Below are 13,314 nucleotides of genomic sequence, written 5' to 3'. Positions count from 1 at the left end.
CAGGAGGTTCTATGTCTGTCGTCACGGATCGTCGGCATTCGAGTCGGCTGCGCTGGTACCGCGGGTGCTCCGCGGATGCCGCGGCCGAGTTGGCTTTGCGCGACCCGGGACGACCTGGCTGCTGGATACTCCACGGCGGCATCGAACTCGACGCGGCGCGAATGCCGCGATTCCGTTCGCTGCTCGATCGCTCCGTGCGTTCTGGCGCACGCGTCGTCGTCATCGATCTGCGCGACACCGAATTCCTGAGTATCCGCGTCGCGGCGATGCTGCGCGACGCGAAAGTCGAGGCGTGGACGCACCGGATCGAGATCCGCCTGCTCACCGGCACGCGTGAGGTGGAGCGAGCTCTGGATCTGGTCGGTGTGCGGCCGCTGTTCCGGTACTACCTCTCGATCGACGATGCCGCCCGATCGGAACCAGGTCACTGACATGTCGTTTCGCGCACCCTGATCCTGGGTATGCGCTCGATGAACCACTCCGGCGCACGCACGGGAGGAGGACATCGTGGATTCGAGCGACAGGATCATCACCGACTCGTCACGTGCGACATCGACCCGCGTCGAGATCGACGCCGACCTGAGCCAGGTCGTCATGCTCCGCGCGGTCGCCGAAACGGTCGCTCTGATCGCCGGTTTCGCCGTCGACGAGGTGGCCGATATCCGCGTCGCGCTCGACGAGGCTGCCACCTGCCTGATCCTCGACGCGGTGCCCGAATCCCAGATCCACTGCGAGGTGGTCGCCGACGGGTTCCGGATCCGGATCGCGGTCACCGCGGTCTGCGGCAGCGACCACGCGATCGACACCACCGGATTCGGCTGGCACGTGATGCATTCGATCACCGACCATCTCGCCGCCGACCACGAGGCCTACGACCGGGAACGGGGCGGCTATCCCGTCGGAATCGCCTTCACCCAGGTGCGGCGGGTGCACTGAGCGCCTCGCGTAGCGAGCTGCGATCCTCGTTCCAGCATGTCAGTACGTGATCGGCGAAGCGGTCCTCGAGCAGGTTCGTCGCCTGGATGCCGAACACGACCGAGGCGGCTTCGCCGGGTTCGGCGGCCAGCAATCCGGCGATGACGTCGCGCCGCATCACCTGTTCGTGCACGGCGTCGGCTTCGACGTGTTCGGTGTAGAAATGCGCGCACGCGGGATGCGGGAGCAGTGTGCGGGCGAGCTCCGCAAGGCGACGCGACGCGGGCGACGAGGTGATCTCGGCGGTCGCGAAATGCCCGATCAGCGCGCCGCGCAGGCCACGATGCAGGCCGAACAGCGTCATCATGTCCACCAGCGCCAGCATCGGCGCGGGCACGGTGTCGAGGTAGTGCAGGTAGCTCGGCTCGAGGTCGGCGCCGGACAGTAGATCGGCGAACAGTCGCGCGTGCACGCGTTCGCCGCGGCCGGCGCCGAACTCGTCGAACTCGACCGCCACCAGCGACGCCTTCACCTGTCCGCGCAGGCGCGGGATCACCCAGGCGTACGGGTCGGCTTCGATGTGGTGGTAGATCGAGCGGTGGACGAAGTATTCGCGCAACCGGTCGGCCGTCCCCCGCTCGGCGAGGAATCCCGCGATGCCGTCGGTGTCGCGGGTCGGTTCGAGGAGACGGTCGAGTTCGGCCTCGACATCGTCGCCGCCGGGGACATCGGCATGCAGAGCCGTGAGCAGCTGGTTCTCCAGGTCGCGGCGCAAGCGCAGCAGGTCGGGGTCCCACTCCCAGTTCTCGTCGACACCGGCGAATCCCTGATAGTGCAGTTCGTAGCAGGTGTGCAGGGTCAGCAGAAGATCCTCGCCGTAGGGGTCGAGTCCGCCGGCCTCAGGAACCACCGAACCCGGTGTCCGCGTCAGCGATTCGGTGACCGCGGCAGACAACTCGCCACGTGGGCGGGGCAGTGATCGCAGAGCCGTCATTCGGCACTCCTCGGATGACGTCGGCGCCGGTGACTCGTATCGCACAGCGGGTAGGTGCTCGACCGGCGACACAGGCACAGCGCCACCACGAAACGGTCGCAGTGCAGGACCGTGCCGTCGGCGGTGACCACGTCGACGGGACCGTCGATGAGTGCGGGCCCGCCGTCGGTGAGCACGACCCGCCGCGACTCAGGCGGGGTCTGCGACGGAAGACGTTGTTCGGTCGACACGGATCACCACCAGTTCCTCCTCGCGCTGACCGGGCCGGATGAAGCCGTTGGCGGCCAACCATCCGGCGCGAGACCGCATGACCGGCCCGAACGGCACCGTTCCGGTCGCCGCGACATGGGCGTTCTCGCCCAGCCCACGCAGTTGGCACAGGCTGCGCCCGGGATCGCTGATCGCCGAATGCACGATCAACCCGACGCCGCGCTCGGTCAGCAGGTCGGGCAGCATCGCGCACAACCGGTCGAGCACACTTCGGCCGTCGGGGCCCGCGTCCCAGGCCAGCGCCGCACCGCGACCGGCCGCCCGGCCCGCGGGAACATAGGGCGGGTTCGCGACCACCACGTCGAAGCGCGGCAGCCGCAACGCGGATTCGAAATCGCCGTGCAGCAACTCCACCGCGATGCCGCGCAACCGGCAGTTCATCCACGTCGACATCAGCGCCGACCAGGACAGGTCGACGGCGGTCAGACTGCCCGCACCCGCCGCGGCGGCGGCCATGGTGAGCGCGCCGGTCCCCGCGAAGACGTCGAGCACCCGCCCGCCGGACAGCGACGGCACTTCACGCATCGCACGAGTGAGCAGCCAGGTATCGGCCTGCGGTCGGTAGACACGCGGCGCCCGCAGGACGACCATCTCAGTGTCCCCGCGGCTCGCCCAAGGCGAGACCCTCCTGCGCCTTCACCCGCCGGTGCTCGGCGACCACGAGCCCGATCCCCACCACCAGACACACCGCGCACGCCACACCCGCGATCACGGCCCAGCCGGCGAAGCCGTACCCGGCCGCGGTGAGGGTGAGGCCGAGCAGCACCAACCCGATAGCGGCGAGAATCAATCCGGGCCAATTCCTGGTGTCCCTGATCGACTCGCCCGCATGGGTTCGAGTGGTCCGAGCGTCATCGGGAAACTGCTTCTCTGACTGATTCATCGCGCATGTTCTCCTTTTCGAGGACGAGACCGCCCTGGTGTGGACATGCCCGTAAACCGTCGAAGCAATCAGCCACCCCTCGCGCCGACCCGGTCGAAACACCGATCGACCAGGTGATTCAGTTCGTTTCGATGACCTCGGTCACCGGGCGGCGCGGGGTGGATTCCAAGGGCGCCGCGGCGTGCGGCATCACGCCGACTCGAATCATGACGTGCGGATAGGCGCATTCCTGCAGGACCGTGGTGCGGATCTGGTCGCGCAGATCCAGCATGCCGAGGGGTTCGGATTGCAGGCTGGTCGCCAGGCCGAGGTGGGTGGCCTGCAGCAGGATCGCGCTCGTCGCCTGGCCCGCGCGCAGTTGGGAGAGGCGGTTGTCGTGCGGGGTGCACACGACCAGCCAGTGGGCGGAGTCGGGCTCGTCGGTGTACTCCGACAGTTCCGCTTCGGCGAAGACCCGCACCGGTAGTTCGTCCGACGACCGGCCGGCAGGCGCGTTGCGGGCAGGGACGCCGTTGGGCTCGCCGTGGCAGCCGCTCCACTGCTCCAGTTCGGCCAGATAGTTCTTGTCCGTCGCATGCCGGGCGGCGGCGCGACGCATGGGGGCGGCCAGCTGCGAGAGCATGCTGTCCGGAACGTGCCGGGCCGCGGCCCCGAATTCGGCCGCGCACCGCGACACCGCACGCAGGTCGCGCGCGGGCACCGGCATGCCGGGATAGCGGCGCCGATCGGATTGGCGCAGGTGGATGGCGGCGGCCAGCCCGATATCGCGATCAGATGGCGGGCGCGGTGTGAACCGCACCTTCGCGAGGTGATCGGGTCGATCCGGATCGGGCAGCCGATCGATCTCGGCCTGCCAGCCCAGCACGGCGAAGGCCACTTCGAGATGATGCAGCGCGGCGCCGCAGCTCACCACGAGAGCGCGTGCGAGGGGGTCGGTCGCGGTGACCTGACGTCCGAAGTCGGCGAACAGATCGACGCGGCCGCGCTGGATCCGCCAGCGCCAGGGCTGGGTGTTGTGCACCGAGGGCGCACGCACCGCCAATTCGAGTGCGTCTCGGCATGTTGTGATGCTCGGCATGTCTCGCCAGTCTTCCTTCCTGTGCAGGTCGGCGTGCTGCGTCCGGCCCCGACCCTAGGTGGCGAATCTGAGAAATTACACAGCCGGATAGACCTCGTTCGGGACGCTGGTGGCCGCTGCCCAGTGCAGCAGGCAGTCGCGGGTATCGAAGTGCCGCACTTCGCCCGCACCGAGGTCGACGGTGATCCATCGGTTGTTGACGTCGTGATCGATGCGCTGCCAGCTATCGCAACCATCGCGGTCGCAGTGTCGAGCCAAGGCCATCGGAACGCTCCTACTCGTGATGCGAAGAGACCAGGATATAGGGGCATTCACTGTGGTCAGGACCACTCCTACGACTTCGGGGTCATAGCGAGTTGATGAATCCGTCGCACGCGCCCGTCGTCGGCGACGCTGCCGATCATGATCCATTCGATCCGCACGTGTCCGAGCTTGCGATGTTCGGCGTCGAGTCGGCACCGCGCGGCGAATCGGTGGCCGTCGACGAGCAGATCGTCGATCGCGATATCGACGGCGGTGACGTTCTTGCGGGCGGGGGACGCGTGCGCGATCAGCCGGTCGCGATCGAGCTCGGTGCCGTCGGTCTGCCAGATCACGTCCTCGGTCAGGGTGCGATCCACGATTGCGGCGGGGTCCTCGTCGGACATGGCCATGTCACGGGTGTAGTCGAGCACGAGTCGACGGGCCGCGCGTTCAGTTATCTCTGACATACCTGACAATTTTAAGTGGCCTGTTATCGTTGTCAATCGTGTCAGAGATAAGGCGGCGCCGTCAGCGTGTAGAGGTGGGACGCAACCGGTCGGCGCTGGTCGCCGCCGCGATCCGGGTGCTGGGCGAGCATCCGGAGGCGAGCATGGCCGATATCGCCGCCGCGGCCGGGGTCACGCGCCAGACCGCGTACGCGCACTTCGGTACCAGGGAGATGCTGCTCGCGTCGGTGCGCGACGAACAGAACCGACGGGCGCTCGACGTACTGGAAACAGCCGACCTCTACACCGGCACCGCCACCGCGGCTCTCGATCGGTTCCTCGCCGCCGTTGCCACGATGCTGGCCGAACAGACGAGATTCGACTTCTCCGACAGGGACTCCGCGGCCGACGCCGCACGCCACATACCGATCGAAGAGCACCTCGACGCGCTGATCCGGCGCGGCCGCGAAACCGGAGAATTCACCACGGATCTGTCCACCGAATGGCTCGTCGCCGCGACGATCGCGCTCGGCCACGCGGCCGGGCAGCACGTGCGTGGCGGCCGGATCGACGCGGCGACAGCGGCCACTCAGTTCCGATCGTCGGTTCTACGCCTGTACGGCGCCGACTGACCGGGCTCGGTCGAATCCCGAGCCCGGTCCGCCGAGGTACTACGCGGGCAGTCGCGCCTCGATCGCGCCGATGATTCGCGGACGCAGATCCGCGACGCTGACGATGGCGTCCACCGAACCGACCTCGACCGCGCGCTGAATGTTGTGCACGCGGTCGAATTCCGCGGCCACATCGCCCAGCTTCTCCGCGCGCACCGAGGACCGTGTCTCGTCGAGTTCGGCACTCAACGTCGCGCGGTCGGTGCCGACGGCATTGGCGACCCGGCTTTCCAGCTCCCGCACGCGCGGATCGGCCGCGGTCCTGGACTTCACCTCACCGGCGAACACCACCGCGGCGGCCGGCGCGCCGCCGAGCACCGAGGCGAACGACCCTTCGAGCGCGAGCACCGTCATGTTCGGGTTCAGCGCCTTCGAGAACACCACGAACGCACCGCCGTGGTAGCGCGAGATCACGCAGAACACGATGGGGCCGTCGAAATTCACGATGGCGCGACCGATTTCGGCGCCGTACTCGAGCTGCAGCTTGCGCATCGATTCGGGCGAGCCGTCGAAGCCGGACAGGTTCGCCAGCACCACCAGCGGCCGGTTGCCGCTGGCGGCGTTGATAGCCCGGGCGGCCTTCTTCGACGAACGCGGGAACAGGGTGCCCGCGGTGTAGGTGTCGGGGCCGTCGGTGGACGGGAAACCGCGCCGCGCCACATTGCGTGACTCGATTCCCAACAGGCACACCGGGATTCCACCGAGGTGCGCGTCGTGCACCACCGCGGTCTCGGCGTCGGCCATCCCGGCCCAGCGCTCCAGGACCGGGTGGTCCTGGTCGGCCAGTGCCCGCATCACGGTGCGAATGTCGAAGGGCTTCTTGCGATCCGGGTTGGCGGTGGCGGAGAAGATCTCGCCGACGCTGGCGAAGGTGCTGTCCGCCAACACATGCGGGAAGCTCGAGATGTCGCGGTCGACGGGATCGCCGGTCGCGGCCCGACGCGGCGCCTGCTCCCCCGGGGCGACGTAGGTGTGGTCGTAATGCGCCATCAGCACATCGCGGGCGGCGGACAGGTTCGGCGCCCAGTACTGCGCCTGCCCGTTCGGGCCCATCACCCGGTCGTAGCCGCCGATGCCGAAGTTGTCCTCGGCCGAGACGCCGCCGGAGAAGTCGAGCGACTGCTTTCCGGTGAGCACCATGGCCGAGTCGGGCGTCATGACCAGCACACCCTTGGTGTGCATGAGCATGGTGGCCTCGGCATTCCAGTACGGCTGCGCGCCGACGTTGATGCCGGCGACCACGATGTTGATCTCGCGACCGTCCTGGGTGAATTCGACGATCCGCTTGAGCGCGGCCGCGACCCAGTCCATGTTCTCGGTACCCGAGGACATCGAGATCCGCGCGCCCGAGGACAGCGCGTACCACTCGAGCGGCACCTGCAGGCTCTCGGCCAGATCCAGCGCGGCGATCACCCGGCGGCATTCCGGTTCCGAGAGCGCGCCGAGGGACTTGGTGGGGTCACCGAGCAGCAGCACGCGGGTGACGCCCTGCGGATGCTGCGCGGTCGCTGTGGTCACCACACCGGCGACGATCGCCGCGGTGTTGTGGCCCTTGGGCCGATCGACCGGCACCAGCGCGTGGTTCGCGTCGAGATCGTATTCGGCGAAATCGCCCAGCAGCGAAGTCAATTCGTACGGGTACACGGTGTTGCGGGCCGCGGCGCGCAGCACCTTCTGCCGGTATTCGTCCAACGGCTCGACGGGTTCGTCGGTCCGTTCGCCGACCGTCACCTCCGACCCGCCGTCGGGACGGAACGAGATGCGCACGCCGACCTTGGTCAGCTCGCCGGTCTCGGGATCACGCTGGCGGGCGATGAGCAGGATCTCCTCGAGCCCGGCGCCGGCGGCCGTCGGCAGCACATGGCCGCCGATGGTCTCGAGCTCCGCGCGGGTGACATCCATGTGCGGCCAGATGTACATCACGATGCGGTTGGTGTTGAGCCGCTTGGCCGAGGGGAACCGCGACTGGGCCCGCCGGATCGAGTCGACGCAGGTGGCGATAGCGCTCTCGGCGGTGGGCAGGGCGACCAACCGGCCGTCGTGATCGCGCAGCGCCGCGAGGTCACGGACCTGGGCGAAGGCGATCAGGCGCTCGTCGGAGGGGTTCTCCTTGGCCACGCCGCGGAACAGGTAGACCTCTTCGTCCGAGGACGGCAACCGGGTGAGGTCGAACTTGCGCAGCCGCTCGAGCTGCATCCGCTGCGCGATGTAGGGGTGCAGTCCGCGGATCAGTCGTTCCTCGGCCATCCCGGTCACCGACGGACGGAAGGTGAAGTGGTGGTGCATCACCGAGCCGCCGCTGCCCGCGACGGTGGCGGTGATCCGGTGCACCTGATTCGGCACCGGGTGCGCGCCGAGCACCTCCTGAAGGGCCGCGGCCATCGCGTCGAAGTCCTCGGGCTGCGATTCCCAGCTGAGGTAGATGTCGGCGTCGATGGAGACGGCGCCGCTCGCCAGTTCGGCGAGCCCGTCCAGTGCGGCGTCGAGCTCGTCGAAACTCACGGCGGTCGAGACCAGCATCGAACCGTAGCGTTCGGCCACCACGAACGTGGTGTCGCCGACCTGTTCGGTACGGACGCCGGTGAGGCCCTTGTTGCCGTAGTAACGCCGGGTCAGCACCTCGAGCATCGAGGTGTGGTCGGGCTTGTCGCGCTCGAGCCGCTGGCCGAGCAACCGCACCAGAGGTTCGGTGCTGCGCACCATTTCGGCGATCCTGGCGCCGCGGTCGTCGGCGGTCGGGTTCGCGTCCAGGTAGCTCAGGTGCTTACGGACGTTGGTGTACACGCGAGCACGGTTGCGACGCAGCAGCGGCTGGCCGTACCAGGCGTAGACCAGACCGCGGGCGAGATCGGCGATCACCGGGAAACGCACCTGCGTCGCCGCGACGAGACGCTCGAGCGCCAGGCCCACGGGTTCGCGCAGCACCTGGTCGGGCATCGGCTCGGTCAGCCATTCGCGCAGCAGCGCGGTGACGACGGTGACGGTGTCGGTGGGACGCTGCTGAGCGAGGAAGATCCGGAAGACCGCCGCTTCGAGGTCGGGCGTGCGGTCCAGCTCGGTGATCCCGTAGTGGCGCAGCGCCGTACCGAGTTTGGCCTGGTACGACTCGGGGAGCCCGGCCCGTTCGACGTCGAGGCTCTGCAGGTAGGTGTGGAAGTACTCGCGGGCGCTGTGGACGTGTCCCTGGCCGTGATCGTCGTCGGCCGAGCGATTGTGGCTCAGTTCGGCGAGGTCGGCGAACATCTGCACCAGTTCGAGCTCTTCGGCGAGCGGGCGCAGGCTGTCGGCGACGGCTTCGCGACGGGCCGTGAGGTAGTCGTCGAGGACGCGACGGTCGTCGTGCGGGTCCACGTCGAAGCCGAGCAGCAGGCTGCTCAGGTCTTGCAGGCCGCGGGCCACACGCTCGTGGGCGCGCAACGGTGTTGCCGCGCTGGGCAGATCGAGCTCGACGGTGCCGGTGGTCTCGGCTTCGGCGGCTTCGTCGTCGTCGGCGAGCGGCTCGAGCCGCAGCAGCGGCGCGCCCGCTTCGACCTGGGTGCCGACCGAGACCGCGCATTCCTTCAACCGGGCCCGGAACGGTGCGCGCAGCACCGTTTCCATCTTCATGCTCTCCAGCACCAGCACGGGCGCTCCGGCCTCGACCTCGGCGCCGACCTCGAGCGGCGTGCCGACGACCAGCGCGGGGGCGGGCGAGCGGACGACACCGCCTTCGTCGCGGCTGATCCGGTGGGTCACGCCGTCGACGTCCACCACGTGGGTGGGGCCGTGCGTGCCGGTGATCAGCCGGTAGCGGGTGCCGTTGACGATGATCTGGCCGGTGTGGTGGTCGAAACGCTCCAGATCGACATCGGCGGTGCGCAATTCGCCACCGGCCTCGATGCCGACGCGGAAACGGTGCGCGCCGATCCGGGCCACGCGCACGCGATATCCCGCGCCACGCAGCTTCAGATCCAGCGGCCGACCGCTCTCGTGCTGCACCTGCGGACGCCCGCCGGACGCGGTCGAGAGCAGTCGGTGCCGCTCGACCCGCTCGTCTTCCTCGTAGGCGTCGATCGCGGCCACCGCCAGCGCGACGGTGGAGTGCCGATGGGTCACCAGGCGGCCTTCGCCGCGCACCCGGTCGATCCAGCCGGTATCGGCGCTGGCGTCGATGACCTCGGGCTGGTCGAGCAGGTCGAGGACGAAACTCTTGTTCGTCGCGCCGCCTTCGATGACGACGCGGGTCTGGGCCATGGCCCGGCGCAGTCGGCCGAGGGCCTCGTCGCGATCGCGGCCGTAGGCGATGATCTTGGCGATCATCGAGTCGAAGTCGGCGGGGATCGTGTCGCCCTGGCTGACGCCGGTGTCGACGCGAATGCCGGGGCCCGCGGGCAGGTCGAGTCGCACGATGCGTCCGGGGGCGGGCGCGAAGTCGCGGTCGGGATCTTCGGCGTTGAGGCGGGCTTCGATGGCGTGGCCGCGCTCGGCCGGCGGCTCACCCTCGAGCTTGATGCCCGAGGCAACCCGCAACTGCGCGTGCACCAGGTCGAAGCCGGTGGTGAGCTCGGTGATCGGGTGCTCGACCTGCAGGCGGGTGTTGACCTCGAGGAACGCGAACAGCTGGTCACCGGGGTGGTAGAGGAACTCGACGGTCGCCGCGCCGCAGTACCCGACCGCGATCGCCAGGCGCTCGGCGGAGCCCTTGAGTTCGGCGGTCTGCTCGGCGCTCAGCACGGGAGAGGAGGATTCCTCGATCACCTTCTGATTGCGTCGCTGCACCGAGCAGTCGCGCACGCCCAGCGCCCACGCGGTGCCCTGACCGTCGGCGATCACCTGGACCTCGACGTGCCGGGCGCCCGTGACCAGACGCTCCAGGAAGACGACGCCGCTACCGAAGGCGCGGGCGGCTTCCTGCTTGGTGCGCTCGTAGGCGTCGACGAGTTCGGCCTCGTTGGTGATCACGCGGATGCCGCGACCACCGCCACCGGCGGTGGCCTTCAGCATCAGCGGGTAGCCGATCTCGGTGGCCGCCTCGATGGCGTCCTCGACGGTGTCGACCGCGCCCCGGCTCCACGGCGCGACGGGCACACCGACTTCCTCGGCGATCAGCTTGGCGCCGATCTTGTCACCGAGCTTGCGCATCGCCTCGGCACTCGGCCCGACGAAGGTGACGCCGATGTGGTCGCACAGCTCCGCGAAGGCGGGATCCTCGGCGACGAAGCCCCAGCCGACCCAGGCCGCGTCGGCCTTGGTGGCCACCAGGGCATTCTCGAGGGCTTTGAGGTCGAGGTACGGACGCGCCGAAGCCGGACCGAGGTCGTAGGCGATATCGGCTTCCCGGACGAAGGTGGCATTCCGGTCGACGTCGGTGTGCAGGGCTACGGTTTCGATCGGTAGCCCGGTTGCCGCCGCCAGATCACGGACGGCATGGATGAGGCGCATAGCGGCCTCGCCCCGATTCACGATGGCGATACGGCTGAACACTCGCCGACTCCTTCCATTTACCCAGGACATCGTCCTGCGGGTGAGATTTGCAACTCCCGGTCCGTGCGCAGTCTGCACCCCCGTGCCCCATATACAAGCACCGTGCGCGGGTTACCGGCACGTAGCCAAGGCACGAGCGGCCGCCGAGCACCATACAACCCGACGAACGCGAGCGGCCGAAGGCGCTGAGATGACCGCTGGCAGGCGTCGCGATGCCCGCTGGTTGAACAAGTATCTCCCCGAAGTGAGTGGACGGCCAAGGTCTGCGGTCCCGGACCATCCACTCACTTCGAAATCCTATCAATCATGTTGACCTACAACATATTCGAGGTGACATCCCGCCGGTCCCGCCAGCTGTGGGGCGCGGGCGGAGCATCGACTGTCATCCGTGCCATAAGTACGCGCCCGAGATCATGAGTTCTGCCAGTCGGCGCGCCGAATCGGTCGCTTCGGCACGCGGGCTTCTACCGTCGGGTCCGTGTCAGCAGAATCCCCCGGTAGCGCCGCCCCTTCCTACGACCACGACGTCTTGATCGTCGGCTCGGGGTTCGGTGGCAGCGTCACCGCCCTGCGCCTGGTCGAAAAGGGATACACGGTCGGCGTCCTCGAGGCGGGTCGGCGGTTCGCGGACGCGGACTTCGCCGCGACCAACTGGGATCTGCGCCGGTATCTGTGGGCCCCGCGGTTGGGTTGCTACGGCATCCAGCGTATTCACCGCCTGCGCGACTGCTTCATCCTGGCAGGCGCCGGGGTGGGCGGTGGTTCGCTCAACTACGCCAACACCCTCTACAAACCGGGATCGGCGTTCTTCGGCGACCGGCAGTGGGCCGATATCACCGACTGGGACGCCGAGCTCAGCCCCCACTACGACCAGGCCCGCCGCATGCTCGGCGTCGTGCGCAATCCGCACATGACACCGGCCGACACGATCATCGAGTCGGTGGCCCACGAGATGGGAGTCGGTGACACCTTCGTGCCGACCCCGGTCGGGGTGTACTTCGGCGAACCCGGCCGGACCGCTGCCGACCCGTACTTCGGCGGCGTGGGTCCAGAGCGCACCGGCTGCATCGAGTGCGGGGAATGCATGACCGGCTGCCGTCACGGCGCCAAGAACACCCTCGTCAAGAACTACCTCGGATTGGCGGAGAAGGCCGGCGCCGTGGTCGCACCGATGACCACCGTGACAGCGATCCGGCCTCAACCCGACGGCAGCTGGCTGGTCGACACCGAACGCACCGGACGCTGGGTCCGCAAACACCGCGCCACCCTGTCGGCGCGACATGTCGTCCTGGCCGCGGGCACCTGGGGCACCCAGCACCTGCTGTTCCGCATGCGCGACACCGCGGTACTTCCCGGGATCTCGCCGCGGCTGGGTGTGCTCACGCGCACCAACTCCGAAGCCATCCTCGGCGCCGGCCGCACCGAGGTCGACCCCGCCGTCGACATCACCAAGGGCGTGGCGATCACGTCCTCGTTCCATCCCACGCCGAACACCCACGTCGAGCCCGTGCGCTACGGCAAGGGATCCAATGCCATGGGATTGCTCAACACCTATCTGGTCGACGGCGACCAGCGGCTTCCGCGATGGTCGCGGGTGCTGCTCATCGCGGGCCGCCACCCGGTACAGACCGTGCGATTGCTGCGCACCAACCGGTGGAGCGAGCGCACACTGGTCCTGCTGGTGATGCAGAGCCTCGACAATTCGATCACCACCTACACCCGGCGCGGGGTGTTCGGTCGCCGGTTCACCAGCAAGCAGGGTTTCGGCGAACCCAACCCGTCCTGGATCCCGCCCGGGCACGAGGCGACCCGGCACGTCGCCGCGAAACTCGGTGCCACACCGGGCAGTACCTGGCCCGATGTGTTCAACGTCCCGATGACCGCGCACTTCATCGGCGGTTGCGTGATCGGTACCGATGCGAGCGACGGCGTCATCGACCCCTATCACCGGGTCCACGGGTACCCAGGTCTCAGCGTCGTCGACGGTTCGGCGATCTCGGCCAACCTCGGTGTCAATCCGTCACTGACGATCGCCGCCCAGGCCGAACGCGCGGCCGCGCTGTGGCCCAACAAGGGCGAACCGGATCCGCGCCCGGCGATGGGCGTTCCGTACCAGCGGATCGCCGCGGTGGCACCGAACAACCCCGTCGTTCCCGCCACCGCGACCGCCGCCCTTCGCCTGCCGATCTGGCCGGTGACCGCGTCCACCCGCGAGGACCGCTGAGCGCGGTGTAGAGAATGCGATGAGATCGCCGACCGAGACTTTGTGACCTCTCCCGCCTCCCCCGCTTATCGCGCTGCCACACCGTGATTCGACTACCGTCGCGCACAGCATTTGAGTTGGTTGGAAG

Annotated in this window: 12 protein-coding genes; 4 read left to right on the top strand and 8 right to left on the bottom strand. The window is 68.4% G+C overall.

Annotated elements, in window-relative coordinates:
- Window positions 1–11 precede the first annotated feature (11 nt).
- Window positions 12–431, top strand: a complete 420-nt coding sequence (locus ACFVJ5_RS26700; RefSeq protein ID WP_379224104.1) for an STAS domain-containing protein — start codon at window positions 12–14, stop codon at window positions 429–431.
- A gap of 76 nt (window positions 432–507) precedes the next feature.
- On the top strand, window positions 508–936 hold the full coding sequence (locus ACFVJ5_RS26695) for an ATP-binding protein (RefSeq protein ID WP_379224102.1): 429 nt from the start codon (window positions 508–510) through the stop codon (window positions 934–936).
- Here ACFVJ5_RS26695 and ACFVJ5_RS26690 read toward each other — a convergent pair.
- The 7 genes from ACFVJ5_RS26690 to ACFVJ5_RS26660 all read right to left on the bottom strand — a co-directional run bounded on the left by ACFVJ5_RS26690 (window position 911) and on the right by ACFVJ5_RS26660 (window position 4,850).
- Window positions 911–1,909: an iron-containing redox enzyme family protein gene (locus tag ACFVJ5_RS26690; protein ID WP_379224100.1), complete on the bottom strand. Its 999-nt coding sequence runs from the start codon at window positions 1,907–1,909 to the stop codon at window positions 911–913. The genes ACFVJ5_RS26695 and ACFVJ5_RS26690 overlap by 26 nt on opposite strands.
- Window positions 1,906–2,085, bottom strand: coding sequence for a CDGSH iron-sulfur domain-containing protein (locus ACFVJ5_RS26685; RefSeq protein ID WP_379224098.1), 180 nt, complete (start codon window positions 2,083–2,085; stop codon window positions 1,906–1,908). Before ACFVJ5_RS26685 ends, ACFVJ5_RS26690 begins: the two co-directional genes overlap by 4 nt.
- A gap of 13 nt (window positions 2,086–2,098) precedes the next feature.
- On the bottom strand, window positions 2,099–2,770 hold the full coding sequence (locus ACFVJ5_RS26680; RefSeq protein WP_379224096.1) for a HemK2/MTQ2 family protein methyltransferase: 672 nt from the start codon (window positions 2,768–2,770) through the stop codon (window positions 2,099–2,101).
- Between the two features lies 1 nt (window position 2,771).
- Window positions 2,772–3,062: a hypothetical protein gene (locus tag ACFVJ5_RS26675; RefSeq protein ID WP_379224095.1), complete on the bottom strand. Its 291-nt coding sequence runs from the start codon at window positions 3,060–3,062 to the stop codon at window positions 2,772–2,774.
- A gap of 118 nt (window positions 3,063–3,180) precedes the next feature.
- Window positions 3,181–4,140 (bottom strand): Acg family FMN-binding oxidoreductase, encoded by a 960-nt coding sequence (locus ACFVJ5_RS26670; RefSeq protein WP_379224093.1) that lies wholly within the window; start codon window positions 4,138–4,140, stop codon window positions 3,181–3,183.
- A 75-nt stretch (window positions 4,141–4,215) separates the two neighbouring features.
- A complete protein-coding gene (locus tag ACFVJ5_RS26665; protein WP_379224091.1) occupies window positions 4,216–4,404 on the bottom strand; it encodes a hypothetical protein in 189 nt (62 codons plus the stop codon).
- A 68-nt stretch (window positions 4,405–4,472) separates the two neighbouring features.
- Window positions 4,473–4,850 (bottom strand): nuclear transport factor 2 family protein, encoded by a 378-nt coding sequence (locus tag ACFVJ5_RS26660; RefSeq protein WP_379224089.1) that lies wholly within the window; start codon window positions 4,848–4,850, stop codon window positions 4,473–4,475.
- A gap of 74 nt (window positions 4,851–4,924) precedes the next feature.
- Between ACFVJ5_RS26660 and ACFVJ5_RS26655 the strand changes: the two genes are divergently transcribed.
- Window positions 4,925–5,461 carry a TetR family transcriptional regulator gene (locus ACFVJ5_RS26655; protein ID WP_379224088.1) on the top strand — a complete coding sequence of 179 codons (537 nt, stop codon included), beginning with the start codon at window positions 4,925–4,927 and terminating at the stop codon, window positions 5,459–5,461.
- A gap of 39 nt (window positions 5,462–5,500) precedes the next feature.
- Here the strand turns inward: ACFVJ5_RS26655 and ACFVJ5_RS26650 are convergent, their stop codons facing one another.
- A complete protein-coding gene (locus ACFVJ5_RS26650) occupies window positions 5,501–10,963 on the bottom strand; it encodes a carboxyl transferase domain-containing protein (RefSeq protein ID WP_379224086.1) in 5,463 nt (1,820 codons plus the stop codon).
- A gap of 478 nt (window positions 10,964–11,441) precedes the next feature.
- Here ACFVJ5_RS26650 and ACFVJ5_RS26645 point away from each other — a divergent pair, with 478 nt between their 5' ends.
- Window positions 11,442–13,187, top strand: a complete 1,746-nt coding sequence (locus ACFVJ5_RS26645) for an FAD-dependent oxidoreductase (RefSeq protein WP_379224084.1) — start codon at window positions 11,442–11,444, stop codon at window positions 13,185–13,187.
- Window positions 13,188–13,314: the final 127 nt, after the last annotated feature.

Origin of the sequence: Nocardia sp. NPDC127606 (assembly GCF_042671725.1) — a bacterium.
Classification (GTDB): domain Bacteria; phylum Actinomycetota; class Actinomycetes; order Mycobacteriales; family Mycobacteriaceae; genus Nocardia.
The sequence above is the reverse complement of the archived record's forward strand: the minus strand, read 5'-3'. Positions and strand labels throughout refer to the sequence as shown.

Coding starts and splice junctions, on each gene's coding strand:
- ACFVJ5_RS26700 (WP_379224104.1), top strand. CDS start 12: ATGTCTGTCGTCACGGATCGTCGGCATTCGAGTCGGCTGCGCTGGTAC.
- ACFVJ5_RS26690 (WP_379224100.1), bottom strand. CDS start 1,909: ATGACGGCTCTGCGATCACTGCCCCGCCCACGTGGCGAGTTGTCTGCC.
- ACFVJ5_RS26680 (WP_379224096.1), bottom strand. CDS start 2,770: ATGGTCGTCCTGCGGGCGCCGCGTGTCTACCGACCGCAGGCCGATACC.
- ACFVJ5_RS26675 (WP_379224095.1), bottom strand. CDS start 3,062: ATGAATCAGTCAGAGAAGCAGTTTCCCGATGACGCTCGGACCACTCGA.
- ACFVJ5_RS26670 (WP_379224093.1), bottom strand. CDS start 4,140: ATGCCGAGCATCACAACATGCCGAGACGCACTCGAATTGGCGGTGCGT.
- ACFVJ5_RS26665 (WP_379224091.1), bottom strand. CDS start 4,404: ATGGCCTTGGCTCGACACTGCGACCGCGATGGTTGCGATAGCTGGCAG.
- ACFVJ5_RS26660 (WP_379224089.1), bottom strand. CDS start 4,850: ATGTCAGAGATAACTGAACGCGCGGCCCGTCGACTCGTGCTCGACTAC.